This is a genomic window from Methanothermobacter crinale, from assembly GCF_055397825.1.
The window spans coordinates 482,580-508,111 of sequence record NZ_AP042450.1 but is presented as its reverse complement, the minus strand read 5'-3'; the positions used below and the strand labels follow the sequence as shown (position 1 = coordinate 508,111).

35 protein-coding genes, 3 tRNA genes, 1 other RNA gene and 1 pseudogene are annotated in these 25,532 nt (G+C 40.4%); 15 read left to right on the top strand and 25 right to left on the bottom strand.

Annotation, left to right across the window (positions count from 1 at the left end):
* Nucleotides 1-4: 4 nt before the first annotated feature.
* A pseudogene (gene dnaJ, locus ACZ5XX_RS03040) lies at nt 5-1,131 on the top strand (molecular chaperone DnaJ).
* A gap of 4 nt (nt 1,132-1,135) precedes the next feature.
* Here the strand turns inward: dnaJ and rnpB are convergent.
* The 4 genes from rnpB to ACZ5XX_RS03020 form a co-directional block, all read right to left on the bottom strand.
* Nucleotides 1,136-1,457: RNase P RNA component (rnpB, locus tag ACZ5XX_RS03035), an RNA gene on the bottom strand.
* 23 nt (nt 1,458-1,480) lie between these two features.
* Nucleotides 1,481-1,555: transfer RNA gene (locus ACZ5XX_RS03030), tRNA-Met, on the bottom strand.
* Between the two features lie 308 nt (nt 1,556-1,863).
* Entirely contained in the window at nt 1,864-2,328 is a 465-nt protein-coding gene (locus tag ACZ5XX_RS03025; RefSeq protein ID WP_464585498.1) for a hypothetical protein, read from the bottom strand.
* Nucleotide 2,329: 1 nt separating this feature from the next.
* Complete coding sequence (locus ACZ5XX_RS03020; protein WP_464585495.1) at nt 2,330-2,755, bottom strand: hypothetical protein; 426 nt, start codon at nt 2,753-2,755, stop codon at nt 2,330-2,332.
* 79 nt (nt 2,756-2,834) lie between these two features.
* Here ACZ5XX_RS03020 and map point away from each other — a divergent pair, with 79 nt between their 5' ends.
* From map to ACZ5XX_RS03000, 4 genes are all read left to right on the top strand, one after another.
* A complete protein-coding gene (gene map / locus ACZ5XX_RS03015) occupies nt 2,835-3,737 on the top strand; it encodes a type II methionyl aminopeptidase (RefSeq protein WP_464586179.1) in 903 nt (300 codons plus the stop codon).
* A 131-nt stretch (nt 3,738-3,868) separates the two neighbouring features.
* Nucleotides 3,869-4,612 (top strand): class I SAM-dependent methyltransferase, encoded by a 744-nt coding sequence (locus ACZ5XX_RS03010; RefSeq protein WP_464585493.1) that lies wholly within the window; start codon nt 3,869-3,871, stop codon nt 4,610-4,612.
* 17 nt (nt 4,613-4,629) lie between these two features.
* Nucleotides 4,630-5,136: a macro domain-containing protein gene (locus tag ACZ5XX_RS03005; protein ID WP_464585490.1), complete on the top strand. Its 507-nt coding sequence runs from the start codon at nt 4,630-4,632 to the stop codon at nt 5,134-5,136.
* Between the two features lie 15 nt (nt 5,137-5,151).
* Nucleotides 5,152-5,400: a DUF4190 domain-containing protein gene (locus tag ACZ5XX_RS03000; protein WP_464585488.1), complete on the top strand. Its 249-nt coding sequence runs from the start codon at nt 5,152-5,154 to the stop codon at nt 5,398-5,400.
* A gap of 33 nt (nt 5,401-5,433) precedes the next feature.
* On the opposite strand, the gene frhB is transcribed toward ACZ5XX_RS03000, so the two are convergent.
* From frhB to frhA, 4 genes are read right to left on the bottom strand one after another with little or no spacing between them, the layout of a single operon-like run.
* Nucleotides 5,434-6,279: a coenzyme F420 hydrogenase subunit beta gene (gene frhB / locus ACZ5XX_RS02995; RefSeq protein ID WP_464586176.1), complete on the bottom strand. Its 846-nt coding sequence runs from the start codon at nt 6,277-6,279 to the stop codon at nt 5,434-5,436.
* 13 nt (nt 6,280-6,292) lie between these two features.
* Nucleotides 6,293-7,108: a coenzyme F420 hydrogenase subunit gamma gene (gene frhG / locus ACZ5XX_RS02990; protein WP_464585486.1), complete on the bottom strand. Its 816-nt coding sequence runs from the start codon at nt 7,106-7,108 to the stop codon at nt 6,293-6,295.
* Complete coding sequence (gene frhD / locus ACZ5XX_RS02985) at nt 7,105-7,581, bottom strand: coenzyme F420-reducing hydrogenase, FrhD protein (RefSeq protein WP_464585482.1); 477 nt, start codon at nt 7,579-7,581, stop codon at nt 7,105-7,107. Before frhD ends, frhG begins: the two co-directional genes overlap by 4 nt.
* Nucleotides 7,582-7,586: 5 nt before the next feature.
* Nucleotides 7,587-8,804: a coenzyme F420 hydrogenase subunit alpha gene (frhA, locus tag ACZ5XX_RS02980; RefSeq protein ID WP_464585480.1), complete on the bottom strand. Its 1,218-nt coding sequence runs from the start codon at nt 8,802-8,804 to the stop codon at nt 7,587-7,589.
* 437 nt (nt 8,805-9,241) lie between these two features.
* Between frhA and ACZ5XX_RS02975 the strand changes: the two genes are divergently transcribed.
* From ACZ5XX_RS02975 to ACZ5XX_RS02960, 4 genes are all read left to right on the top strand, one after another.
* Entirely contained in the window at nt 9,242-9,694 is a 453-nt protein-coding gene (locus ACZ5XX_RS02975) for a PepSY domain-containing protein (protein ID WP_464585478.1), read from the top strand.
* Entirely contained in the window at nt 9,691-10,422 is a 732-nt protein-coding gene (locus tag ACZ5XX_RS02970; RefSeq protein ID WP_464585476.1) for a proteasome assembly chaperone family protein, read from the top strand. Before ACZ5XX_RS02975 ends, ACZ5XX_RS02970 begins: the two co-directional genes overlap by 4 nt.
* 90 nt (nt 10,423-10,512) lie before the next feature.
* Nucleotides 10,513-10,587, top strand: a tRNA-Arg gene (locus tag ACZ5XX_RS02965).
* A gap of 32 nt (nt 10,588-10,619) precedes the next feature.
* A tRNA-Arg gene (locus ACZ5XX_RS02960) sits at nt 10,620-10,694 on the top strand.
* Nucleotides 10,695-10,822: 128 nt separating this feature from the next.
* Here ACZ5XX_RS02960 and ACZ5XX_RS02955 read toward each other — a convergent pair.
* From ACZ5XX_RS02955 to hpt, 16 genes are all read right to left on the bottom strand, one after another.
* Entirely contained in the window at nt 10,823-11,986 is a 1,164-nt protein-coding gene (locus ACZ5XX_RS02955; RefSeq protein WP_464585474.1) for a TIGR00375 family protein, read from the bottom strand.
* Nucleotides 11,987-11,992: 6 nt separating this feature from the next.
* Nucleotides 11,993-12,766 carry a proteasome assembly chaperone family protein gene (locus ACZ5XX_RS02950; protein WP_464585472.1) on the bottom strand — a complete coding sequence of 258 codons (774 nt, stop codon included), beginning with the start codon at nt 12,764-12,766 and terminating at the stop codon, nt 11,993-11,995.
* 2 nt (nt 12,767-12,768) lie between these two features.
* A complete protein-coding gene (locus tag ACZ5XX_RS02945; protein ID WP_464586174.1) occupies nt 12,769-12,945 on the bottom strand; it encodes an RNA-protein complex protein Nop10 in 177 nt (58 codons plus the stop codon).
* The gene (locus tag ACZ5XX_RS02940) at nt 12,936-13,715 is read right to left on the bottom strand and encodes a translation initiation factor IF-2 subunit alpha (protein WP_464585470.1); all 780 of its coding nucleotides are present in this window, start codon (nt 13,713-13,715) and stop codon (nt 12,936-12,938) included. Before ACZ5XX_RS02940 ends, ACZ5XX_RS02945 begins: the two co-directional genes overlap by 10 nt.
* A 9-nt stretch (nt 13,716-13,724) precedes the next feature.
* Nucleotides 13,725-13,904 carry a 30S ribosomal protein S27e gene (locus tag ACZ5XX_RS02935; protein WP_464585468.1) on the bottom strand — a complete coding sequence of 60 codons (180 nt, stop codon included), beginning with the start codon at nt 13,902-13,904 and terminating at the stop codon, nt 13,725-13,727.
* 15 nt (nt 13,905-13,919) lie between these two features.
* Nucleotides 13,920-14,198: a 50S ribosomal protein L44e gene (locus ACZ5XX_RS02930; protein WP_464585465.1), complete on the bottom strand. Its 279-nt coding sequence runs from the start codon at nt 14,196-14,198 to the stop codon at nt 13,920-13,922.
* A gap of 97 nt (nt 14,199-14,295) precedes the next feature.
* On the bottom strand, nt 14,296-14,919 hold the full coding sequence (locus tag ACZ5XX_RS02925; RefSeq protein WP_464585463.1) for a DNA replication complex subunit Gins51: 624 nt from the start codon (nt 14,917-14,919) through the stop codon (nt 14,296-14,298).
* A 15-nt stretch (nt 14,920-14,934) separates the two neighbouring features.
* The gene (pcn, locus tag ACZ5XX_RS02920) at nt 14,935-15,669 is read right to left on the bottom strand and encodes a proliferating cell nuclear antigen (pcna) (RefSeq protein ID WP_464585461.1); all 735 of its coding nucleotides are present in this window, start codon (nt 15,667-15,669) and stop codon (nt 14,935-14,937) included.
* A 62-nt stretch (nt 15,670-15,731) separates the two neighbouring features.
* A complete protein-coding gene (locus ACZ5XX_RS02915; RefSeq protein ID WP_464585459.1) occupies nt 15,732-16,070 on the bottom strand; it encodes a hypothetical protein in 339 nt (112 codons plus the stop codon).
* A 28-nt stretch (nt 16,071-16,098) separates the two neighbouring features.
* Nucleotides 16,099-16,413 (bottom strand): transcription factor S, encoded by a 315-nt coding sequence (locus ACZ5XX_RS02910; RefSeq protein ID WP_464585457.1) that lies wholly within the window; start codon nt 16,411-16,413, stop codon nt 16,099-16,101.
* Nucleotides 16,414-16,468: 55 nt separating this feature from the next.
* Nucleotides 16,469-16,912, bottom strand: coding sequence for an NUDIX domain-containing protein (locus ACZ5XX_RS02905; protein ID WP_464585454.1), 444 nt, complete (start codon nt 16,910-16,912; stop codon nt 16,469-16,471).
* Nucleotides 16,913-16,920: 8 nt separating this feature from the next.
* On the bottom strand, nt 16,921-17,520 hold the full coding sequence (locus ACZ5XX_RS02900) for an endonuclease dU (protein ID WP_464585452.1): 600 nt from the start codon (nt 17,518-17,520) through the stop codon (nt 16,921-16,923).
* A 3-nt stretch (nt 17,521-17,523) separates the two neighbouring features.
* Entirely contained in the window at nt 17,524-17,781 is a 258-nt protein-coding gene (locus tag ACZ5XX_RS02895; protein ID WP_464585450.1) for a DNA-directed RNA polymerase subunit L, read from the bottom strand.
* A gap of 17 nt (nt 17,782-17,798) precedes the next feature.
* Complete coding sequence (locus tag ACZ5XX_RS02890) at nt 17,799-18,371, bottom strand: exosome complex RNA-binding protein Csl4 (RefSeq protein ID WP_464585448.1); 573 nt, start codon at nt 18,369-18,371, stop codon at nt 17,799-17,801.
* Between the two features lie 91 nt (nt 18,372-18,462).
* Nucleotides 18,463-19,452, bottom strand: coding sequence for a diphthamide biosynthesis enzyme Dph2 (dph2, locus tag ACZ5XX_RS02885; RefSeq protein WP_464585444.1), 990 nt, complete (start codon nt 19,450-19,452; stop codon nt 18,463-18,465).
* Between the two features lies 1 nt (nt 19,453).
* On the bottom strand, nt 19,454-20,023 hold the full coding sequence (hpt, locus tag ACZ5XX_RS02880) for a hypoxanthine/guanine phosphoribosyltransferase (protein WP_464586172.1): 570 nt from the start codon (nt 20,021-20,023) through the stop codon (nt 19,454-19,456).
* 93 nt (nt 20,024-20,116) lie between these two features.
* Between hpt and ACZ5XX_RS02875 the strand changes: the two genes are divergently transcribed.
* A complete protein-coding gene (locus ACZ5XX_RS02875) occupies nt 20,117-21,448 on the top strand; it encodes a signal recognition particle protein Srp54 (RefSeq protein WP_464585442.1) in 1,332 nt (443 codons plus the stop codon).
* Between the two features lie 8 nt (nt 21,449-21,456).
* On the top strand, nt 21,457-22,659 hold the full coding sequence (locus ACZ5XX_RS02870) for a tRNA pseudouridine(54/55) synthase Pus10 (RefSeq protein ID WP_464585439.1): 1,203 nt from the start codon (nt 21,457-21,459) through the stop codon (nt 22,657-22,659).
* A gap of 346 nt (nt 22,660-23,005) precedes the next feature.
* Here ACZ5XX_RS02870 and ACZ5XX_RS02865 read toward each other — a convergent pair whose 3' ends face one another.
* Nucleotides 23,006-23,134: a hypothetical protein gene (locus tag ACZ5XX_RS02865; RefSeq protein WP_464585436.1), complete on the bottom strand. Its 129-nt coding sequence runs from the start codon at nt 23,132-23,134 to the stop codon at nt 23,006-23,008.
* Between the two features lie 318 nt (nt 23,135-23,452).
* Between ACZ5XX_RS02865 and ACZ5XX_RS02860 the strand changes: the two genes are divergently transcribed.
* The 4 genes from ACZ5XX_RS02860 to rsmA are packed head-to-tail and all read left to right on the top strand — an operon-like array spanning nt 23,453 to nt 25,508.
* Complete coding sequence (locus tag ACZ5XX_RS02860) at nt 23,453-23,740, top strand: 50S ribosomal protein L21e (protein ID WP_464585434.1); 288 nt, start codon at nt 23,453-23,455, stop codon at nt 23,738-23,740.
* A gap of 6 nt (nt 23,741-23,746) precedes the next feature.
* Complete coding sequence (locus tag ACZ5XX_RS02855) at nt 23,747-24,082, top strand: RNA polymerase Rpb4 family protein (RefSeq protein WP_464585432.1); 336 nt, start codon at nt 23,747-23,749, stop codon at nt 24,080-24,082.
* A 20-nt stretch (nt 24,083-24,102) separates the two neighbouring features.
* Nucleotides 24,103-24,693, top strand: coding sequence for a DUF655 domain-containing protein (locus tag ACZ5XX_RS02850; RefSeq protein WP_464586170.1), 591 nt, complete (start codon nt 24,103-24,105; stop codon nt 24,691-24,693).
* The gene (gene rsmA, locus ACZ5XX_RS02845) at nt 24,693-25,508 is read left to right on the top strand and encodes a 16S rRNA (adenine(1518)-N(6)/adenine(1519)-N(6))-dimethyltransferase RsmA (RefSeq protein WP_464585430.1); all 816 of its coding nucleotides are present in this window, start codon (nt 24,693-24,695) and stop codon (nt 25,506-25,508) included. Before ACZ5XX_RS02850 ends, rsmA begins: the two co-directional genes overlap by 1 nt.
* Nucleotides 25,509-25,532: the final 24 nt, after the last annotated feature.

Sequence of the window (25,532 nt, the reverse complement as noted above, 5' to 3'; positions counted from 1 at the left end):
ACTTATGCCAAAAAAGGATTATTATGAAATCCTAGGCGTTGATAGGAACGCCAGCAAAAAAGATATAAAAAGAGCCTACAGGAGACTGGCTAGAAAATATCATCCAGACGTTAGCGATGATCCAAATGCTGCTGAAAAGTTTAAAGAGATCAGCGAAGCCTACGCTGTATTATCCGATGATGAAAAAAGGCGAAGATATGACCAATTTGGGCACGCTGGCATGGAAGGGTTCACACAAGAAGACATATTCAGGAACATAAACTTCGAAGACATATTCAAAGACCTAGACTTTGATTTCAGCAGCATATTTGACATCTTCAATTTTGGCAGAAGAAGAAAAGGCCCCCAACGAGGAGCCGACATAAACTACAAACTCGAAATAACACTAGAGGATGCGTACACCGGCTTGGAAACCGATATAAAAGTCCCACATACAAGAAAATGTCCTGTCTGTGATGGGTTGAAGGCAGAACCCGGCAGCAACACAAGAACATGCCCCACCTGTAACGGCACAGGACAAGTAAGACAAGTACAAAGGACCTTACTTGGCCAAATAATGAATATAACAACATGCCCAGATTGCGATGGGGAAGGTAGAATCATTGAAAAACCATGCAACAACTGTAACGGCACAGGAATGGTGAAAAAGACGAGCACAATCCATATAAGAATACCCCCGGGGGTCGAGGACGGTTCAAGGTTAAGGATCCCGGGAGAAGGTGAAATGGGCCCTAGGGCGGGCCCCCAGGCGACCTTTACGTGACGATAAAAATAAAACCACACAAATTATTTGAAAGGAAAGGGGCTAACCTCTATCTCGAAAAGCCAATAAGTTTTGTCCAGGCAGCCCTAGGAGATATAGTGGAAGTCCCGACCATGGAAAAACCAGTCAAACTTAAAATACCCGCCGGAACCCAAACCGGAACCACATTCCGTATAAAAGGTTATGGCATGCCACATATCAACTGGGAAGGCCGCGGCAACTTATATGTGAAAGTGAGAGTTGTAACGCCACAAAAGTTGAATAAGAGACAAAAGGAACTTTTAAGAGAATTTGCGAAGGTTAGCGGTGATGAAATCGAAAAAGAAAAGGGTTTATTTCAGAGAATGAAAGATGCTATAATATATTGATGGAGCATGCCGAGAGTAACCCCCCTTCTGTTCGCGGGCAGCATTCATCTAGGCGGGCTACCTCTGCCTCGTACAGTGCTCATCGGCAGCATTTGCCCTTGCATCCCACGGGTTTGGCCGTTTCACCGATCCCCCCAGTGTCAATCAACCCCTTCAATGAGTTGGGGCCTCATTATCATCCAATCTGGGGGACGTGTCGTTTCTGCTCCAGAGCCCAGCCTCTCGGCTGATGCCTTGCGGCACCGTGGTTCCTGTATGATGGGGGGAGTTTCCTCAGCCCCACCACACGATGAGTGTGGGGGACCGGCAGCTGCCCTTCGGCTTACTCCATCAGAAGAATAATGTTGGATAGCGGGGCCTAGATTTGAACTAGGGATCTCGGGGTTATGAGCCCCGCGGGATCACCAGACTACCCCACCCCGCTAAATGGTAGGTTATGTCATAACATTATATAAATTTTTCCCCCCTCATATAATATTTTCTTCGGATTTTTGTAGATCATTTAACAACTTTTTTCACTGAAAAAAGTATTAAGTTTATCTTGGGAGCCCAGATCTGGGGGGTGTAAAATTGAAAATTTCAGCATTTCCCAGGGGGATTAGGAAATATATTTTCAAGAATTGACTTACTTTTATTGGGATATTTAAGGGTATCTATTTTTTTTTTTGAGATTACTCGGTGTGCTCCAATTTCTTGTAGTGATCCTTATAAAAAATATAATAAGTGCGTGGTTCACTTTATTTTATCTTCTAATCTTTTAAGTCTTTTATCTATGGACTCAAGTTTTTTATTGGTATAACCCCTATATTCATTGAATCTCTGTTCTAATTCACTTATATTACGTGATACTATGTCTAGTCTGCTTTGCAAGGCTTTTATATCGTCTTTGGTGGCTAATTCCCAGTCTTTTATTAGTTCGTCGCTTTTCTCTTCTAGGAAAGCGTCGATTTTGCTTGATATTATATCTGTGCTGATGGGCACTTCTCTTACCTTGTGGATTATCCTGTCGCTCACATCAGATACCTTTTCGCTTACGCTCATACGTCCACCTTCCTCCTCTGCGAATTTCTCCCCCATATTATAAAAGCGGGACTTTAGACGGGTTTTAACATTCCCATATTCTATAAGATAGTAATATAATAAGACTATTATAGCCCCTGCGAGTATGAGTATAGCTAACAGTTCCAATGCGCTCATATTAATCACCCGCTTTCTTTAAAATTTTATCCATCTCTTTTTCCTTTTTTTCAATGTCCTTTAGCATTTCCTCGAGTTTTTTGAATTCTGTCTGGGCTTCCAATCTTGCCAATCTTTCACTTATTTCACTGTGAAGGTATCCTATTCTCTGCATTATGTTTTTTGTGTCTTTTCTTATCTTCGCCAATTTCTCCTGCTGCTCCTTCGGAAGGGGTATTGTTGTCTCCATTAAACGTTTAGATTCAAGATCTTTCTCAACGAGTGATATTTTCCTGAGTTCTATCTCCTTCTCAAGCAATAGGACATTATTCTGCACTTCTCTGACCTTCCTCCATTGCATGGCGATTATAACTATAGCTGCAAATGCTATGAAAGCCAAAATTAAAATCATTAAATTCTGGGGTATTATAACACTACTTGTAGCCATACCACTCCCTCACATATTAATATTCTTTTAGTGAACATGATATATATAAGTTTATTAAAATTGGAATCATGTGATCATCATGGAGGAAAAGTACAAGAAAGCCGGACAGATACTGTCAAAGATTCGTAAGAAGGTTTTCAAGCTCGTGCGGGAAGATCTACCGGTTATAGAACTTGTAAATTTCGTTGAGGATAATATTAGGAAAGAGGGGGCTAAACCAGCATTCCCATGTAATGTTTCAATAAATGATATAACAGCACATTACACTTCCCCAGCCAATGACAAAACCCTGATAAGATATGGAGACCTTGTAAAATTAGATATGGGCGCGCATGTAGATGGTTATATAGCTGACACGGCCATAACCATCCTCGTAGGGGATCAAGAAAATGAAGTTTTTGAGAAAAACCTTAAAATGATAGAAGCATCCCAGAACGCCCTTGAAAATGCCATAAGTATTATAAAAGCTGGTGTAGAACTTGGAAAGATAGGTAAGATAATCCAAGATACAATAAACGACTTCGGTTTCAAACCAGTAACTAACCTTACTGGCCATAGTATGGACAGATGGATACTACATTCCGGATTATCAGTACCCAATGTTAACGAGAAAAATACGCATAAACTCAGAGAAGGAGATGTTCTCGCCATCGAACCCTTCGCCACCGACGGCATTGGATATGTGACCGACATGCCACCAGCATATATCTTCAGATTTTTAAGGGACAGACCACTCAGATTAGTCCATGCAAGGAAGGTCCTCAAGAAGATAAAAGAAGAATACAAGAGTTTACCATTCGCCCAAAGGTGGCTGGCAGAACATTTCGATGCCAAGAGACTTAACGCTTCTATGAGACTACTAATACAATCTAGAGCAATCTACCCATACCATGTGCTCCGAGAAAAAAGTGGTGCATGGGTATCGCAAGCAGAACATACAATAATCGTTGAAAAAGACAGCTGCCAGGTTATAACAGAATAAGCCTTGATCATGTCCCTAAAAATCACTCAATGAATGAACTTAAAATTTTTATATCATAAAAGAAAGTTTTTTTATCATCCTAAATATTTAGGATGATAAAGAAATCTTTTTTCTCTCTTTGGGGGGGTACATTGATATTGGAAGGACCATTAGGCTCCTACCTTAAAGATCTGATTGATGATCTTCTAGATGAAATTGAGAATGTAAATGATAAAAAAGCATTAGATCTAGGTTGTGGTTATGGATATTATACAGTAGAGTTGCTTCAAAGGGGATATGAAGTCGATGCTGTTGATATCTCAGATCATTCCATCAAGATGACCAGGGAGAAAGTCGGCAATCATCCACGGGTCAAACTACATAATATCAACGCATTAAATTTTGATCCTAAGAAAAAATATGATCTCATAATCTGTTTTGAAGTGCTGGAACATCTACATGAAGATTTAAAGCTTTTGAAACTGATTAACTCATGGCTAAAAGATGATGGGATTCTCCTGATCAGCGTACCTCACAATGAGAAATTATGGAATATTAGAGACGAGCTAGCCGGTCATCTTAGAAGATATTCCAAGGACGAAATCAAGGCAAAAATGAAAAGTGCGAATTTAGAACCAACAAAAATATTATGTTATGGTTTTCCATTCGTCAGACTACTTCTTGGAACCTATTTAAAAATCAAAGAAAGAACGATAAAAACTGGAATAAAAAAGAATTATAAGATGCCAAAATCAAAGAATAACTTACCATTGTGGATTAAAAAAATGAGCACGCCCATATTAAAGCGTCTTTTTAAATTCGATAACCTATTCATCAATAGCAATAAAGGTTTTGGATTAATAGTGATGGCAAGAAAAAACCCACAACATGAATAAAGGGAGCGGATAAGGGCTTGCAATACAAAAAAATCCAAGTAAAGAAAGGTGACATCACCAATATCGAAGTTGATGCGATAGTTAATCCAGCCAATTCCCATGGTTTAATGGGGGGAGGAGTGGCTCTATCAATAAAAAAGAAAGGCGGCGCTGATATAGAAAAAGAAGCGATTTCAAAAGCCCCTATACCAGTAGGGGAGGCTATAGCGACAACTGCAGGGAAATTAAAGGCGAAGTATGTTATACACGCTCCTACAATGGAAGAGCCTGCACAACCATCAAATATAAAAGCGATAAAGAAAGCGACGCTCGCAGCCCTGAAAAAAGCGTCTGAGCTTAAAATTTCATCAATAGCATTCCCTGGGATGGGCACAGGCGTCGGTGGGGTGCCAAAGACCAAAGCAGCCCAAGCTATGATAGAGACCATAAAAGACTTCCTCGATCAATCCACAATAAAAGAAATAATTTTTATCGCATACAACCAAGAAATGTTTGAGGCATTTGAAGATGCCAAAAAAAATTGATGGAGGTGACCTGATATGAGGAGTAGTTTTGCAATTGCAAGCATAGCTATTGGAATATGTGCTTTCCTACAGTTCTTGGGAGCTGAGAAAGCTATATTAGCAATAATATTCGGCATACTAGCCCTTAAGGAAATCAAGGAAAAAGAGCTAACAGGAAAATATCTAGCCATGGCAGGGATAATCCTAGGAATAATCTACATAATACTGTTGATAATCATATTACCCTATATAATGAGAATAATACCAAGACTATCAAGTATCTAAAGGTGTTCCCAAAAAGAAAGAATAAGAGAGGAATTAATAGGGTGTTGGTAACCCCATCTCCTTTCTCTCAGCAACTGTCTTCTCTGCTTTTTCCTTTTTCTGTGATGCTAATTTTTCAAGCATGCCAAGGCCGGGTTTGACTTCCTCTATAGGTTTAGTCTCGAATAAACCCGCCTCAAGCGCGTCCTTGAATATTGACTCCCCCGTATCTGTTCTCAAGAATACTGTGGACCATCCATCAGGTGTGCCTACAGATCCTGTTGAAACATCAGCAAGTTCAGCTACATAATCATTGCATAATTTGCAACCGGCCTGTTCATATCCATGGGTTTCCTTGAGTGGTAGGGTGTATACATCATCTTGGGTGTAGACCCAGAATTTTCCTTTACCTATGTCCATTTTCTCTACTAGTTCTAGGCTGAGTCCCATTTTCTCTGAGATGAATGTCTGCAGTGAACTATATGAGAAGTTCTCCATACAGAATATTCCGATGAGCAATTTTATCTTATCAGCGAGGAACCTGACACCGAATGGATATGTTTGCATCTTCCTTATACCCATCAACTGACAGGGTATACCCACTGTACCTAGTTTTTCTATACCGTATTGCCTAACAGCCTTTTTGAGCATCCAAACGTTTGGTGAGAATGTGTACTTGGTACCTGCAGCTGCTTTCAGCTCATCTGATGTCATTGCAACTATGGGTTCTGGCTTCCAGAATTCGTCTCCCGGACCAGCCACCACCGCACCTTCGATTATCTTTTCGTCAAGAGCATATGATAGTAATCCCGTTACGATTCCTCCGTCCTGTGCAATCTTCAAAATTTCTTTATCGGTTGATCTGGCAGCAAATACTTCTTTATATTTTCCTAAAACCATCTTCACAGCCTCCCTATAATCCTAACTCCTTCCTTATCTGCTCTTCAGGCCACCAGGTCCTTGGGCATTGGACATAGCAAATTCCACATTTTATGCAACGATCATTGTTGAGTTCTGGTCTCCCGTTTATCATTTCAAGGGCCCTGGTCTGGCAGGCCATTGCACATGTACCACAGCCTATGCAGAGGCCCTGGTTAACTACCTTGGTTTGCAAGTCGCATCCACAAGCTTCGTTATAACCTGCAAGATCTAACATAGGTTTGAGGTAATCCATGTCATTGTTTAGAAGTGCCACAACTGCTTTGGCTATGATCTCAGGTGATGGTGGGCATCCTGGTAAAGCCAAGTCAACATCTATTACACTCGATATGGGTACGAAAGACTCGTGTGCTGGTTGTGCCTGCTGCCCTCCCCTGGCATATCTGGTGAAACAGCCTGTCGCGGCACATGATCCGAATGCACATACTAGTTTGGCCTTTTCCCTTACCTCCTTAAGTTCTTTTAGGCTGTGTTCATCTTGCAAGCATACAGAACCTTCCACTAGGGCAAGGTCCATCTCAGGCATTTCCCATACATCCACCAGTGTATGTCCATAGACTATTTCCACCATGTCAGTTAGTAAATCTGCAAGGATGTCGTAATTTTCTGTTAACGACATTGCATCTCCTGTACACCCACTTAGGTGGATGTAACCTATTCTTGGTTTTGCTTTTTCTTCTTCAGCCACTTTTTCAACCTCCTCTTTTGGAACTTCAACAACCTTTTCTTTTTCCTTTTCAGGTTTAGCCTCCAATCCTAAAAATCTTTTAATACGGGCAATTAAGCTCATTGATAAACCCCAATTTCGTTTAAAATCATCTTAACCGCCCTGGGAATGGCCTTCTCGACTGGGGGTGTGAGGCCCATTTCCACATAGGGGGCGGATATTTCCTTTGGTTTACACCCTATTACCACCACGTCGATTTTTTCGCTGAGTTCATGGAGGGGCTGGTTAACCGGCCATGAATGCATGTTTTCATAGGATCCCTTTGGGATCTCTTCGAGACTAAATTTCCTTAATGTTCCTGGTTCTGCGTTGAATTCCACTACATCAACGACTATTATCTTCCTCCAAGATTCTTGGGGGAGTGAGAACACATAATGTGGACCGCCAGTACCCGCGTCGATGAACATGACATTGTCTGGTTTTTCCTTGTCTTTGAAGTGTTCTTCAAGTGCATTGATTACCGCCGGGCCGAAACCGTCATCCTTGAATAGGATGTTTCCACAGCCCACTACTAAAATCTCAGCATCGTATGGCATAATCCTTAGATCCTGACCATTTCACTTTTTATAGGAGTTTTATCTTCGTCGTCGATAACCATCAGGTGGGTTGCGCATGATAGACATGGGTCATATGCCCGTATGACATGTGGTGCATAGTCGTAATGGAAGCCTTCGGTTGCGGGTCCCATTGTTGGTATGTTCCATGTTGTTGGGACAAGTGCACTGTAGAATTGTATTTTACCATCGGCTACTTGGGCTAGGTGGACGTCCATTCCTCTTGGTGCTTCTATTGCACCAACACCTAATTTGCCTGTTCCGGTTATGTCGAAGTCTGTCATTACGGGTGCTGAAGTGTCGAGTTCATCTAGTATGTCAATGGCCCTTGAGAGTGCTGTTTTCATTTCAAGTGCTCTGGCGACGTGTTGTGCTACAACTCCTCTTTCTTTGAAGCCTTGGAATTCGACGAGTCTTGCTCTTGGCCCTACTTCCACGCTTCTTCCATCGTATAGTGGTATTGTTGAGCAAGCTCTTTTGCCTATCTCTGGATCGTCATACCAGCTTTCTGGCATAACTTCCGTGAATCTGTCCAAGTCGAATTTTGTCCTGTCACCATATAATTGGTGTGTTGCCAGTGTTGGTTGGTTGTGTGCTCCTAATCCTTCTGGGAGTCCTTTTTCCTCGACTAGGCTTATTATGAGTTCTACGTGTTCATTTAGTTTGGGTTTGAGTTGTTTTAGTCTTGCGTATAATCTTTTTCTTGCAAGTTCTGTTATGTTGTCAGCCATTCCCCCTATTCTGATATCGGAAGGGTGTATACCTTCTCCTGCGACCATGTCCACAACATATTGTGCGTTTTTTCTTATCTCTGATACTGATTCTATCGCTGTTTTCATGAGGTTTTCTGGGACGAAGTCTTGTGCTATGAGGAACTGGTGTATTGCGTGACTGTTGACGTGGTGTGCGGCTAATGTTAGTTCTCGGAGCAGTTTAGCGGCCTTTGGGGGTTCGATGTCAAGTGAGTCTTCCACTGCTTCAGTTGATGCTAAAGTGTGGGGTATGGGGCAGACTCCACAGATTCTCTGCGTGAATACTGGCGCTGTTTCAGGGGCCTTTCCAAGTAGCATCTTTTCAAGACCCCTCACAGGAGTAATACTGAAGTATCGGCCCTTTGTCACAATCCCTTCATCATCGACTTCCAGGACAAGTTCTGCGTGACCTTCCTGTCGGCTGGTCGGCGATATAACAATCCTTTCGCTCAAGTGTATCACCTCTTCTTTTTAGAATTCAAAAAAACCATCAAGTTATATAAATATCTTTAAATAGTTATAAGTTTTTCAATTAAAGAAAAAGTGAAAAATATTTATACTAGAATAAAAAATTAACAAAAATTAATAAAATCATAAAAAAATATTAATGGACAACATTATTATTACTATTACTTTCGGAACTCACCTTCCAAGAAGGAGGAACACTCAAGGGAATGAGTAAGTAGCTAAGTTTAAATACCTTGTTTATTGAAAATATAATAGTAGATGTATATGAAGGCAGCCCCCTAAATCTATAAGGATGGGGGGTGGTGTGAGCCCCCAATTGAAGATAAAAGGGCACATGCTAAAAAAGTCTTCAAAAAAGCCCCTGTCCTTTGTGTGAGGGCGGTTCACGCTAAAAAAAAACAATGAATAGAAGGTGAGAATCGATGATAGACTCCAAGATTATAATTTCGGTGGCTATAGTTTTAATCATTGGAGCAATCGCAGCAGGTTACCAGATAAGCAACAACCCTGAAATTCTATGGCAAGTAACGAACCCAGACAGTACCACCCCATCATCTTCGGGGAGTGGTGGTGCTAGCGGTACCGGTGGTGCCGGTGGTGCCGGTGGTGCAGGCGGAGGTGCAGGTGGATCCAGTAGCTTAGATAATATTGGAGGTAATGGAGGTTATTCTGTGAGTCCATCAGAAGCGCAAAGTATAGCTAAAGGATACATAAAAGAAGAAGGCGCTACAGCAGGAACTCCACGCCTCGTCAGCATAGGCGGGGAACCAGTATATGTAGTGCCAATAGAAAAAGATGGTAAAATCATCGGAGAAATCCATATAGACCCCGTCACAGGTAAAAACATAGGCGGGGGTGGTGGTGCCCCACCATGAAAGTCGAAACAAAAAATGAATCATGCACAATAGTATCTGAAGAAATTGAAAACGCCATAGTCCTCGAAGGATCTCCAGGCTTGGGACTGTTAGGTAACATCGTAGGATGGCTCCTAGTAGACGAGCTTAAAATGAGGGAAATAGGATACATCGACTCTAAATACTTCCCACCCTTAGCAGTCCTCTACAGGGGTGTTGCAATACACCCATTCAGAGTATATGAAGGGGAAGGACTAGTACTCTTCCTCTCAGACTTCATCCTACCATCATCCATAGTCTATGACATGACCAATGCAATGGTAAAATGGATGAAAAGGAACAACAGCAAAGAATTAATAACATTTAACAGCATCATCGTAAGGCAAAAATCACACCTAGTCGCAGGAGCAGCGAACAGCAAAGACGCCTTAAAAAGACTTGGAAAACTGGACATACCAATATTACCCTTTGGGAACATAAACGGGATCTCAGGAACATTACTGACAAGATGCGCCATAGAAAACATACCAGCTTCCTGCCTATTCGGTGAGATATTAACACCATACCCTGATCCAAGAGCAGCGGCAGAAGTGGTTGAAGTCCTCAATAAAATGCTAGGCCTAGAAGTGGACACAGAACCATTACTAGAAGAAGCCCAGGCAATCGAATCACGCCTTAAAAAATTAGCAGAAAAAGTACACAAAACAGAAACACCCACAACCCCAACAGAAACCCCAATATACATGTAAAAACTTTAATCTAACAAGAACGCTACCAAGGCAAATAATTTATATACCAAAAATTTACAATTTTTTTATCCAATATAATATTTAGTAGAAGGGCCCGTAGCCTAGCTTGGATAGGGCGTCGGACTTCTAATCCGAAGGTCCCGGGTTCAAATCCCGGCGGGTCCGCTACAAAAAAATCCTCACCAAGCACGTGTATGGGGCCCGTAGCCTAGCCTGGATAGGGCATCGGACTCCTAATCCGAAGGTCCCGGGTTCAAATCCCGGCGGGTCCGTTCACTATTCAGAAAAATTGTCCATGAACATAAAGAGCGGGTGATTATTTACCTTAAATTCTCTGGATTATGAGGTGCTTGCTTCCAAAAAAAGATGATTTAAGATCTATGGACGATGAATTAATATCCTATCGAAAATAGGCGTCCAATGTATTTTCTGGGAATCGTATTTCACCGTATCTGCCCCCACCACCAGGCACTATGACCAAGGAACCATTCCTAAACGCCCTTATTGCAAGTGCAGTTTCTGCATCCACTTCCCTTATCTTATCTAGGGGAGCGTCAAGGAGCGCTTTTATTTCGTTACCGAACTCTTCTACAAGTTTTCCCCAAATCCTCTGAACATAACGTGTTGTAACACCCTTACCGTGTTTCATGCTGATTATCTCGGCAAGTGGCATGATATGAATATAAGGTGGGCGATGACTTGGATGATGTGGCTTTTTCCATGTGGCTATTTCATGGATTCGATAATCCACACCCTTCTTGATGGTCCCCCCACATGAACACTTCATACCAACTTTTATAGCCTCCTCTGGTTTGTAGATTTTGTAACAGCGCGTGCATGCTGTGAGATGATATTTACCAAGTCTTGGATCGAAACCATAATTTGCACGTATGTTCTTCCTCTTTATAGACTTTTTAATAGCGGAAAAGGAAATTTCATCTACCTTGAGTTGGTTGAATTCTCTGCCGAGACGGTGCGGCCAAGGAGAATGTGCGTCAGAATTCGTTAAAAATGGGATGTCTTGGAGTTCTTTTATCCTGTCAGCCATGTTCGTATCGGCTGATAAACCCAATTCCAGGAAATCGGGCGCTTTACCATAACAGTCCTTGTAACTGTCATAGGATTTGTATAGGCTAGTCCAGGGGGTGAATGCATGGGATGGGCCAATGAGTCCATCGTATTCATGTACAAGGTCCATTATCTCTGATCCTCGCATTCTAACCTTGGGTCTGCCCTCCTTGTTAATATTGGATGATGGTAGGTTTTCCTTTAATTCTATGGCTGTTTTTATGGAGGGTAAAATTAGGAGGTGATGGACTCGTCTCAAGTCTTCAACTTCACTTGTTATTATAAAATCGCAATCGGCATGGGAATAAATGCCATCTTCCGTTTCCTCTGTGCTTTCTATGATCATTCTAAGCCATTTGGGGTGGAATCCATCACCAGTACCTACAAGGTCTAGGCCTTTAAGCTTTGCTTGTGGAGCTATGTTATCTATGGTCATTTTTTGGGATGTTGCCTGGGAAAAACAACTGTGTATGTGAAGATCCGCGTTTATTATCATCTGGGATCAGCCTATGTATCTGAGGTCTTCTTCGCCTGGTTTAAGCGTCATCCTTTCTATCATTTCTTGTTCCATCCGCTGAGCCTTTGATATCATCTTACGAGTTTCCTTAGCCCGTTCTTCGAGTTTCTCCGTGTCTATTTCAAGTTTTAGGAGTTTCATGAGGACATTGAGCAGTGCTCTCGCGGCCTCGGCATCTATATAATATCCTGGTGTTTCGCCCATGAGACAGACGCCCTCCATCCCCCTAAGACTTCCCATTCCTAGTAGTAGACCTGAGGCGCCGATTATACCACCATCAGCTGATCTTAAAATGACCCCATGTTCTTCCAGTTTCTTGGCCAGCTCGATGTTAGTGGCGGCGCCGTAAACCTTTGAAACTTCAACTGGTTGGCCCGTGGCTAACCCTCCAAGGGTGTATATCTCCTTTGCTCCATGTTTTTCCACAAAGTCTAGTATCATGCCACAGATCTCATATTGTCCCTCTGGTGAAAGTCCTTGCGTATTACCAATTAGTATTATATAATCTCTTTTTTCTTTGCCGACTGATTTCAGATAATAAAATTCGTTTTTCATAGGTTCTATAATGCCGTTGTCATCCACTAGAACTTGTGGAGGAAATGACGGTGAATAAAGTTCTGCGAATTTTGTGGCATTTAGTTCGTCGATGATGTGATCAGCGGCTAATTTTCCCACGTGTCCTATACCTGGTAGAGCTTCTATGAATATTGGCTGGTCTAATTCAACTTCTTCTAAAACATTTATTATTGTTTCTTTCATTTTTACCCCCTATTTTTAGAGAGCATTTGTTTTTTTAAAATACGCCTATATTTCCCATATTTATCCTCTGGAGAATATCTTGGCGGGGCTACATTTCCTGTTTTCATCCCACAATATGGGCATTTCTCTTTTAATGTGTATTCTCCACAAGAAGAACATTTTCGCATTTTCATGTTAATTCACGATGGAATTCTCCTTTCCCCCCTTCTTTCATTATGATGTCTATACACTTTTGAGCGGCCTTTTTAAGTTTCTTTTCGGCTGTTGGATAATTTGTTGATTTAACTATTAAACGGTAGCGGGGTGCTCCAACAGCCTGTACTATCGCCCCTACCTTCTGGGCGGCCTTGAGGGCCTTTTTAATTATTTCTATACCATCGGGTGCATAGGATCTAATATCAACATAACCTGTTACCCGAACCTCTGGGGGTGTTATGTTCTTTTTAGCGATTTTGGTAATCGCCTTGGCCCAATCTTCTGGGACGCCCTCCTCTATTAATGCTTTTTCACCCTCATCTGCCGCTGTTTCAAATGCACCATAAAGATCGCCGAATATATCCATCAAATCATAACCTATTTCCTCATAGGCCTCGTCAAGGTTTTTACCTAGACTCTTAGCTGCTAGTTCTAAAAATTTTTCGGCTTTTTGCTCAATCTTCCAAGCTTGTATCTTCTTCCGTCTCTGATCATCCCTTATACGTTTCATGGACGCGTCAACATGCCCCTTCTCAGGGTTGACCCGTAACACTCTAGCCACGATCTTCTGATTCTCCCTTACAAAATCTCTTATATTCTTAACCCAACCAGATGAAACCTCTGAAATATGTATGAAAGCCTCTTTACCAGGATATTCTTCAAGTTTTGCGAACGCCCCATAACCTAGAACCTTGTGTACAGTTGCAACTACTAATTCACCTTCTTCAGGCCACTCTTTTCTCCTTCTAACCATGAAAACACCTCAGTCTAGGACCTCTAGGATCTGTGCCTTGATCTTTGCCTTGCCACCAGTTGGTTCAACCAATGTCTTGCCACATATTATGCATTGTACATAGGATGCGGCCCTGTCAAATACTATTTGTTGGTTCCCACAATCTAGGCATTTAACGCGTAGAAAATTGCTCCTACTTTCATAGAACATGGCCACACCCCCAGATTATGTGGTAAATTCGACTCTCCCAGCTCTGAATGTTCTTCTTTTAGTGTGAGATTTTCCACATTCTTTACATTTTAAGCGTAAGTCTAACTTTTTCACGGGTTTATTACCTGAAGGTAATGGTCTTGGATACCCCCTGTAACCTGCGGTAACCCTCCTGAATTGCCTCTGACCCCATTTTAATTCGCTTGCTTTACGCCTTTTTGACTCTAATACCTCATGGATGGTGTGTTTCCTGCAATGTGGACAGTAAGTTCTCCTTTCCTTAGGAATCTTCATTTTGCAATCACCTCGGAATATCATTAGAATGAAAAAATAATCTTCATGGTAAATTATATCAATGATTGTCTATTTATAACTTTGGTGGTCGGATTATTCAATGTTTAATAAGCCGTCCTTTGCCAGAATCTACAAATATTCTTGCGGTGATAGATGGTAATCTGACAATATCTTGGGGTTTGAATGGCCCATATACCTTTTCATCGACTCCAACAATTGCTGATGGCACCTCATCATATACTATGATTGTTTTGATCTCGGTTTCGGCGGTTTTTCTCTCCTCTTTTTTATTGGAATCTTTTGTGTTTACTGGTTTGTCTTCTAGGATTGGGAATAATCTGGAGCGGTGTTCAATTAAAAGACTTGTAATAGATGAATATAATTTCTTCTCCTCAGGGGTTAGATTAACTGGACTTTTATCCTCCAAGTCTAATTTGGGGTTTTTATTAAAAAGATTATATGATCTTTGGACATTCATGACCGCAATGTCAGTTATTTTATGTTCTCTACGTTCACATATTTCCATGGTTATCCTTTGAACGTCCCTTAGAAGATGGTGTCTTCTACTATTTAATGGATCCTTGCTTAAGGTGCCCATTAGTTTTTTCATGTAATCATATGTTTTCTTGTAGAAATCATCACCTACTCTTGCAAGTCCGCGTTCGTCTCTTTCTTTTTTTTGTATCCTCCTAAGTTCCCTGAAGAAATCATCCAAGCCCATTCATCCCCAACTTTTTTATTCTTCGGCTTCTAGACGCGGTGCCAAGAGGAAGCTTAATTCGCCTTCATCCTCTGGCATTTTTAATGTTAACTTTAGGGGCATGTCATTCCCAAGGTTTATCGTAGCTGTTTCGCTGAATCGATCGGCTTTTAGCATCTCCCTTATCTTGTCGAGTGAATATACGCTCCTCGCAGGTTCTTTTATCTTTTCGCCATGATAATATTCAATCATGGCATCGCCAAATTCTCCCTTGGAAGATATTATGAATTTCTCTTCATCGACCTGGAATGTGATCTTATCAGAGAATATGTCGATATCTGCTATAGCATCTTTTAAGAGCGAAAATGGAACCTCGAATTCATTTTCATATCGTATCTCTGGGGGTTGGGGAGTTTCGTATTCAATATCTATTAGTCTTATCTTGAATTGGCGTGTGGCTTCCCCTTCAAATGTTAATATGAGGTTGGCGTCATCGCTTGTGATTATTAGACGGTCCCCTGCCCGGGCACGTCTGAGGACTTTCATGAGCTCTTCTGTATCTACATTAATCTTCTCTGGTTCGTCACATTCATATTCATCAAATATTTCCCTTTTAAGTTCGAGGTGTACGAAGGTTATATGGCTCCTATCAAGGGCATCTAAGCGCATGCCTTCACTATCTATCTGTATTTGGACTTCATCCACAATTGATGAAATAGCATCAAAACTTGTCCTTAGGATGTTAGGATCATTCAACTCTGCCTTAAACATTCATAGTCCTCCTCACCTTTTCTTATAGAGTGGGGTGTGCTCTTCCCATGAAAAGGGATTATTCAATGTTTATTCTTTTTATCTTTTTTATCTTTTTCATTTTCAACAGCCTTTATTTCGGTATAGATATTAGCTAGTGGTGTTTTTGAAATGATTTTCTCTTTCAGCGCAGCTACTATAACTAGGATCCCTAGTATCATGAGGAAAGTTGCCATAATGGCTTGTTCACCGAATATGACATTATCTGCTACTTTTTTAACAGGGGCGTTCAAATGTAAGATGCCTGATATGAGAAGTAATATGCCTATGAAAACGCCACCATATAACATTATGTCATTTTTTTTATCATCTAGGATTCTCCTAGTTTTTTTGAATTCTATCCCGGGGATGTTTTTTTTCAAATCCTTGAAGATTTTATTGAATTGGTCTTTAATCGTATTCCCTCCATGTATATTTACATTTAGTGCATCTTAAAAAGCGGGTTTCGGATTCATCAGCCCTTCTCGTCTGTTGCATCCACCAGAAAGCTTCTTTGTTCCCACATTTTGGACATTCAACCTTGGTTGTGGGGAGGGTTTTAACATCTTCTCCAGTGAATATGACGCTTTCCTTGCTTTTGATCTTCTCTGCCACACTGTACTTATCTGATAATTCCTTTGTTATCTTCTTTTCATATCCACATTTACATTTAAACTTTTTTTTGTCTGGGAACATTATAGCTCCACATCTTGGACAAAATTCCATCTTCTTCCTCCCAAAGTCCTAGAGAAACTATTCTTTGATATTTTACCAGTGACCCCTATTCTATACATTTTTCCTTTTTATAATTTTTCCGAAACTTGTATGCATCTTCTAGGATGGTGGCATGGTCAAATGCTAATTTTATCTTCTCTAGTTCTTCCCATTTGAACTTGGAAACTTCACTGGCATCAGTATCTGCTTTTAACTTTCCACCGATCCTATGGGCTATGAAACATATGCTTATAACGTGTCCGCGGGGGTCGCGATCTGGGTCTGAATAAACACCTAACAGATGATCCAACTCCACCTTTAAGCCTGTTTCTTCCCGTGCTTCTCTTAGGGCCGCCTCTTCAACTCTTTCCCCATATTCTACGAAGCCGCCGGGGAGTGCCCAGAACCCTTTATATGGGTTCTTTTTCCTTTTGATGAGTATGACACTATCATCGGGGTAGATGATAACGATATCAACTGCTAGGAGTGGATTCTTGTATATTTTGATCACCTTCTGGCTTAGGCGTTACCCTTTGATTCGCCCTTTTCAACTCCTGCTGCGATAAGATGGGCTGCTCTTATAGGCTCTGGGATCGCGCTTCTTGTTGTTGAAATTTTAACTATCTCTGTGGCATCTTTCAATTTTATACCCTTCACTTGTATGTAGATAGTGTCCTTAACCTTCACTGAGTATATTTTACCAGCCCTTTTTATAGCATCCCATCGCCGCTCCCAATCCACAAATTTTCCCTGGAGGGCCCTTTTTATCCTTTTAAAGTCGGGTATTTTCCTTATAACAACTATAACTGGTAAACCCGTTTCTTTGAATACTTTTTCCACGTCAACGACATTGAATCCGCCTAACGTTACCCCATCTAACATTATAACACCTAATTGGTCGAGGTGTCTTGAATTTTTAACCATTTCAATTATTTTAGATGTAGAATCAGTTCCATCAACTTTTATGTGAGTTGTTAAGACGCCATCCAACCATGATCCGCCCCTAAAGACGGTGCCAACAACTAGCACATCATCTTTACTATGGGGTGTGAATGGGGCATCATCGACCCCTAAGATTCTTATCTCAGATTTTATCTTCCTGAATTTTTTCTCTTTCATGGACTAGACCGCTTTTAGGAGGTCCTTGAATTCTTTGGATTTTTCTTTAAGGGTTTTTGCCGCCTTTTTAAGGGATTTTCGTGGATTATCTCCTCTTATGTACATGTGGGGTTTCCCTATTATGGGATGGTCTATGGAATATGCTACAGCTTTCACGGTTTCGTCTTCGAGGAGGATTTTGCGCAAGGCATTACAGAGTGTATGAGTTTCTCCTTCAAATATTATCTCTAGTTCATATTTCTCGTCGCGGATAATCTTCACTTTTTTCTCCTCCAATACTATCTGAGCCTATAATCTGTGGAGAGTTTCCTTTTCTCTCTGTTTCCACAATTTGGACATATAACCTCGTTATTTCCCGCTTTTTTCATGAAGTGTCTGCAACGGGTGCACATAGCTTTTATAACTCCAAGGCTCTTCTGTGCGGTTTGTAGGTCTATACCAGTTAATCCTACCAGTCTGCTTACACGAGCCTCGATTATGTCCCCTATCCTAAAGGCTTCTGTTAACTTTGATAGGTAACCATTTGTCGCCTGTGAAATGTGGACCGCACCCATGAACGATGTTACAGGGGCTCTTGAACTACCTTTAACATGGTGAATTCTCACTAGGGCCCTTTGACTCTTCACTTCAATAACTTCTCCGATGACTATTGCACCCTCTTTTAATATCGGGGGTGTTTCTGTCTTTGATATGACTTTTATGCGTTTATTTTTTTCATCCCTTGCAACTTCTCCTACAAAGAGCGATTTTATTTTACCCTTTTCTTCGTATGTTCCCTCGGCTGGTACGAATTCTTCTATGACAGCCAATGAGTCTCCAGGAAAAACAAAATCCCCAGATTTTGCCTTCATCAATTCACCTCAATAGGATTTTAATACGGAAAAAATAGTATAAGTCCCTTTTAAATCTATCTTTTTTATCTTCTCATATATATACTTATACTTAGAACAGGATCTCATCCAGGGTATAATCTTCCCATCCCCTTTTACCAAGGACTATCTCTAATTCTATGGGGGTTAAAATGGGCTTATCATACAAGTGATAATCGTCTACGGGCATTCTTGGACAAGCAGAAACTACAAAGGCATTTAAATCCCTGAACGGGACGAGTAACTCGGGGGAAACATCATCCAATATTATTATAAATGCTTCTCTACCAGAATCTTCAAGGAGCTTCTTCAAGTTTAAAGCCAAGGACAACCTCTTTTGGCCCTTTTTAGATGACATTATAACCCCCCATTTCTTGGCTTCTCTAGCTCTTGTAATAGCTGCGAATCTTATCCTTAAAATTCTATCAGCAAAATCTTCAATATTATTGACCTGTCCAGTGTATGGATCCGCTGCAATAACCGGTTTCCCTGTGAATAATCTTATGCCAAGGGGGTGGAAATCTCCACTACCAATAAATAAGTAAACATCTACGTCTAATTCTTTAACTGATGAAAAATTGCAACCTAGAACCTGCCCCCGCCTAGTACCCACCCCCTTGGCTGATAAAACCTTCTTACCATGATCTTCTAGGAATTTTATGGCTTCATCGAGTAAGTGTAAGTGTTGGGTTGTGGTAGCCACTCCTACCTTATCATATCCAGATAATAGTTTGAGGGATGATCTGAGAGCAGGTATTATATCAACTTTGGCATATGCTTCTATAAAAATGACTGGAATATTATAATCCAGTGGTAGGGGACTGTGACCATAATGGATTAGAAGATCAACTATGCCCTCTAGTTTGGTGTCTGCAACGTCACACGCACCATAGCACGGATCTGCCGATATCAGGACGGTAACCCCTAGTTCTTTTTCAAGTTTCCGGGCCAATTTTAATGCGTGGATCTTAAGACCATCTGGGAACTGTAATCCTATTATCCTAGGATTATACTTTTTAGCTTTTTCTATGACCTTGGAGGTTTCAAATTGGTAATCTGCCAATTTAGGCCTCCTCTGGGGGGCTTGTTATTATTTTATCATCAATGATATCCACTCTTATTAATGTGTCTATTTTGTAGCCTGTTTTTTCTTCCACGACTTTTCTACCTTCGCCTTTTTCTATTATAACTATGACTTTAGCTACTTCTACGTTCATCTTTTTGAGGGCTTCTAGGACTGCTAATAGTGTTCCCCCAGTACTTACAACGTCGTCTATGACAAGTAGTCTGTCACCCTCTTCGATGCCATTGATGTATAATTCCCCCTCACTATATCCCGTGGTTTGATGGACTGCAACTTCACCTGGGAGGCCGTATTCGCGTTTTCTCACAACTACGAATGGTATTCTCGTTTTAAGTGACAATGCCGTGGCAAGGTGTATGCCCATGGCCTCGATACACACTATTTTATCAACATCCAGAGTATAACGTTTTGTTATCTCATCAACCACCTCTTCCAATATATCAGGGGTTGTGAGTGGTATTCCATCGGTTATCGGGTGCACAAAATAATTATACTCTCCTTTTTTTATGATGGGCGCCCTTTTTAGTGTTTTCTCTAACTTTTTTAGCATTTCCATCACAGAATTTCCATTCGATAAATATAAATCTGAAATATCTTTAATATATTCTATAGTTATTAATCTAATTTTCTCAAAGTGATTATCATGTTAGGCAAGCTAGGTAAGAGTCTCGCAAAGACTATGAAAAAATTGGCAGGGATGACCATAGTAGATGAAGAAGTGGTGAAAGAGGTTATAAAGGACATACAACGTGCACTAATCCAAGCAGATGTTAATATAAAACTCGTATTCAAATTATCCAAGTCAATAGAGGAAAGAGCCCTTAATGAAGAACCCCCAAAGGGCGTAACCCCAAAGGAACATATTATAAGGATAGTATACGAGGAAATGGTGAAACTCGTTGGGGAAACCGCAAAACCCCTCAAAATAGACAAAAAACCCTATAAGATACTCTTTGTAGGATTGCAAGGGAGTGGTAAAACAACCACCATAGGGAAACTAAGCCGCCACCTCCAAAAGAAAGGACTGAACGCCGCCATAGTATGTACAGACACATGGAGGCCAGCCGCATTTGACCAGTTAAAACAACTCACACAAGAAATTAAAATACCAGTCTATGGGGAACCAGAGAACCAAGACCCGTTAAAAATCGCGGTTAATGGACTTGAAAAATTTAAAGATTATGATGTTATAATCTTTGACACAGCAGGACGTCACAAAGAAGAAAAACACCTACTCAAGGAAATGGAGCAACTATCAACTGTAATCAGACCAGATGAGACAATACTCGTAATCGACGGTACAATAGGACAGCAAGCAAGAGAACAAGCAAGAGCATTCTCCAATAGCACCCCCGTTGGATCAATAATAGTGACAAAACTTGATGGATCAGCTAAGGGTGGGGGTGCACTCTCAGCAGTTGCAGAGATAGGAGCCCCAATAAAATTCATAGGCACCGGTGAAAAACTAGAAGATTTCGAAGTATTCGACCCAGAAAGGTTCATCTCCAGACTCCTAGGAATGGGGGACATCAGAAGCTTGTTAGAAAAGGCAGAGGAAATTGCAGAAGAACAAGAAGTGAGTGAGGAGACAGTAGACGCCATCCTCACAGGCAGATTCGCCCTGAGGGAGATGAAATCGCAATTCGAGATGATGGGGAAAATGGGCCCATTACAACAAGTCATAAACATGATCCCTGGCCTTGATAAACTGCCGAAGAACGCCCCTGATGCAACAGAAGAAAAAATCGAGAAGTACATTACCATAATGGATTCAATGACAGAATATGAACTAGACCATCCAGAGGCGATTAAACATTCAAGGATAAAAAGGATCGCAAGGGGTTCAGGCACAAGGAACGAGGATGTGAAAGAACTCCTAAAATATTACAAGGTTACAAAGAAGGCCATGAAAGGCCTTGGAAGACGGAACAGGGGAGGCCCAATAGGACAATTAATGAAACAATTCCTACGCTAATGATAGACATGAAAACGGAAAAAAGACTAGAAAAACTATTAGATATCACGGGGGAGAGCATATGTCTAAATTGCCTTGGACGTAAATTCTCAGATATCATACCAGGACCAGGTAACCGTAAGAGAGCTGAAACATTAATTAAAACCTTTAAATTAAAAAAATCGTCCAACAAGTGCAAAATCTGTAAAGGGATACTAGAAGATCTTGAAAAAACAGCAGACTATGTTGAAGAGAAAATAAAAAAATTAAACCTTGAATTTTCAACCCTACTAGTAGGAAGCAGACTACCCGAGGAGCTCTTAAGCACTGATGAGAATATAAACAATCATTTAAACATTGAAGTTGAAAGCATAAAAAAAGAAATTAACAGAGAACTCGGAAAAATCCTGAAAGAAAGATTTAATTGTAAAGTAGACTTCAAAAACCCCGATATTATCGTTAAAGTCGACTTCAGAACATTAGAACCACAAGTATGGGTACAGATAAACCCATTATTTATAGAAGGCCGATACAAGAAACTCATAAGAGGCATACCCCAGACTAAATGGCCCTGCAGAAAATGTAAAGGCCAAGGATGTCCAAGGTGCAATTTCACAGGTAAAATGTACCCCACTTCAGTCGAGGAACTGGTCGCAGAACCCGTGCTCAAGGCAACTCAAGGTTCAGGGTCGAAATTCCACGGAGCAGGAAGGGAAGATATTGATGTGAGGATGCTTGGAAAAGGAAGACCCTTCGTACTCGAAATCAAAGAACCAAAGAAAAGAAAAATAAACCTAAAAGAAATTGCTGATGAGATCAACAAATTTGCCAAGGGCAAAATCGAAGTTCTAAACTTGAAATTCTCCACACGCAATCGTAAAGTAGAAATCAAAACTTCGTCCCCATATAAAATCTACAGGGCCAAGGTTAAATTAAAGGATGAAATTGAACCATCAGCCCTTGAAAAACTGAAATCCCTAAATTTAATTAAACAGAGAACCCCAAAGAGGGTTTCTCACAGAAGAGCAGACAAGATAAGGAAAAGAAAAGTAATAGATATTAAATGGAATATAATCGATTCCAAAACTCTTGAACTTATATTAAAAACCGAAGGGGGGCTTTATATAAAAGAGCTTATCTCAGGTGACGATGGAAGAACAAAACCAAGTATAAGTGAAATACTCAACACCCCCGCAGAGTGTATAGAACTTGACGTCCTAGAAGTTGGATAACCCACATTAAACCCCCCCACAAAAAGCTTAGATGATAAAATGTCTAATCATGATATATTGTAAAGCCACAGCATAAGGTCAATCAATCACTTTTTATGGCCTGGAAAAGTGCAAAGATGACCAGCAAGTAAGCTATAGTCCTGATTATTATAAGAGCCAGCAAATTGCTAGGGTATCCCATCAACTGGGCCAGATGGGACACTCCAAAAAATCCGAATGCCAATCCAATATAAAACAGTAAGGGATTTTTAAATTTCCTGAACCCCCGATAGCCCATTACTAGGATTATTATACAAAATATCAAATTGATAGTAAGCATGGGTTCTATGATTATCGGCACATCCATTCACCTTGTTATAGTATAATAATCGTATCTTATATATTTTGTGATAACAATTGAAACTTTTCCAAATTCCATTTTTCTATCAAGGATGCAGTTTATGAGCCTGATAACCTCCCAGAAAACAATTTTCACCTTGGAATATCCTCTAAAGGCGAAAATTGTATAATCGATGTGGAGAGCCCCCCAATTTGACAATAAACAAAACCAATACCTTATAGTATAAAGTTAAAAATTTATTAGCAGATTCGGAGAAGATCTAGTCTTTCAAAGGGAAATTTTAAATCACTACACATATATGATCCTTGAGAGAGGATCATATGAGCCTTGGATAACCTAGTTCCTTAACCTGACATTCACCACAAGATAAGGGGAAAATATTTAGGTGAGAAAATAAATAAAATCAGGTTATATGATCATCCTAATTTTTCAGGATCATGGAGGTTTATTAATATGAGAAGATCAAAAGGTTTCAGAAGCAAAACAAGATACAAGCTACAAAAGCCAAAAAGAGGCCGGACAAATCCCATAACAAGAAAAATACAAACCTTTCAAATAGATGACCTTGTACATATAATAATAGACCCTAGCATACACAGGGGACAGCCACATCCACGATTCCATGGCAAAACAGGGAGAATAATTGATAAAATGGGAAAATCCTACGTTGTAACTATAAAAGATGGTAAAAAGGATAAAAAGCTCATCATAAGACCAGAACATCTCCAATTACAAGAGTGATCCTTGATGATAGGTAAAAAAATCATTAAAACAGAACCAGTGCCCATGGCAGAAGTTAAAGTGATCCTAGAAAAATTTGCAGAAAAACATGAGCTCACATATGAACAGAACCTCGCCCTTGAACATGTCAGTAAATTCTCCAAGATAGACTATGAAAAAGCGCAGAAATTAACAGAAGAACTCATGGAACTGCCCAATATAAAGAAAAAACATGCAGTGCTGCTTACAGACCTCATGCCCGAAGATCTTGCAGATGTACGTCTAATATTCGCCAAAGAAAGAATACCTATAAAAAATGAGGATTTTGAGAATATCCTGAAAATAATAGAAAAGTACAGATAATATTTTTTGAGTTGGGTCTCATGGAAGAATATGCCATCATCCTAGACTATCTCCCATTAGGGTATGTGGAAGAAGGCCTAGGCGGCTTTAAAAGAAAACCAGTAGCCCAGGCCATAGGTAAAGACGAGTTCACGCTACTAGAATTAACACCAAAACCCGGTGTGGACCTTGAAATTCATGAAGAAGTCTATATAGGGAAGGGTAAAAGGGATAAGATAGCTAGGATAAACAGGCGACTCCGCCACAACGAATTAACAGCCACGGCAAGGGTTGAACTACCCTATGTCATCGAAGAAATCATAAGATCAAACGAGAAAAAGTTCATCAAATTCTTCAACGAGGCCGGCCCCATAAGCACGAGACTCCACCAACTAGAACTATTACCAGGGATTGGTAAAAAGCACATGTGGGACATACTCAAAGCCCGCAAAGAAAAACCATTTGAAAGCTTTGAGGATATTAAAAAGAGGGTCCCCATGTTAGCAGACCCAGTTAAATTACTAGTTAAAAGGGTTCTCATGGAATTAGATGTTGATAAGGCGAAAAGGGGTAAAAGAAAATACGTACTTTTCACAAGACCGCCCAGAAAAAGGGCGGAGACAAGGAAATAATGAACAAGCTAGCAATTGAAACTAAAAAGATCCTAAAAGAATATGATATCCGTTTAAATAAAAGGTTAGGTCAACATTACCTTATCAGCGACACCAAAAGGCAAAAAATATTATCCTATGCCGATTTAAAGGATGATGATATTATCCTGGAGATCGGCCCCGGCATCGGAACCCTTACAATCCCACTAGCTTCACAAGCCAATAAAGTTATAGCCATTGAAAAGGATAAAAAAATCGCCACCATATTAAAAGACAGGTTAAAAGATTATAAGAATGTTGAATTAATCATAGGAGACGCTTTGAAGATAGAGTTCCCATACTTTAACAAGATAGTGTCCAACTTACCCTACAAGATATCATCGCCCATAACCTTCAAATTACTCGAATATGATTTTGATTTTGGCATTTTAATGTACCAGCGAGAGTTTGCAGAAAGAATGATAGCCAAACCAGGCACCAAAGATTATTCACGCCTTTCAGTAACCTTATATTTCATGGCCAATATCGAGATCCTAGATTATATTCCAAGGAGTGCTTTTTTACCCCCACCAAAGGTTGATTCCGCCATTGTGAAATTAACCCCTAAAGGAAAGATTAATGGAACATTTGAAAGAACCTGCAGAGCCCTCTTCCAACATAAAAGGAAAAAGGCCCGGAAAGCCCTTATTGAATCATTCCATGAAATAAGTTCCAATGCAGATCCGAGGGAAATAGTGGATCTTATAAATCCTAAATTATTAGAAAAAAGGGTTTTCACTTTAACCCCCGAAGAAATACTTGAAATTTCAAATGAATTCAAGAAAATAATCGCCTAGACGCCCCCCAATAAATTTTAAAAC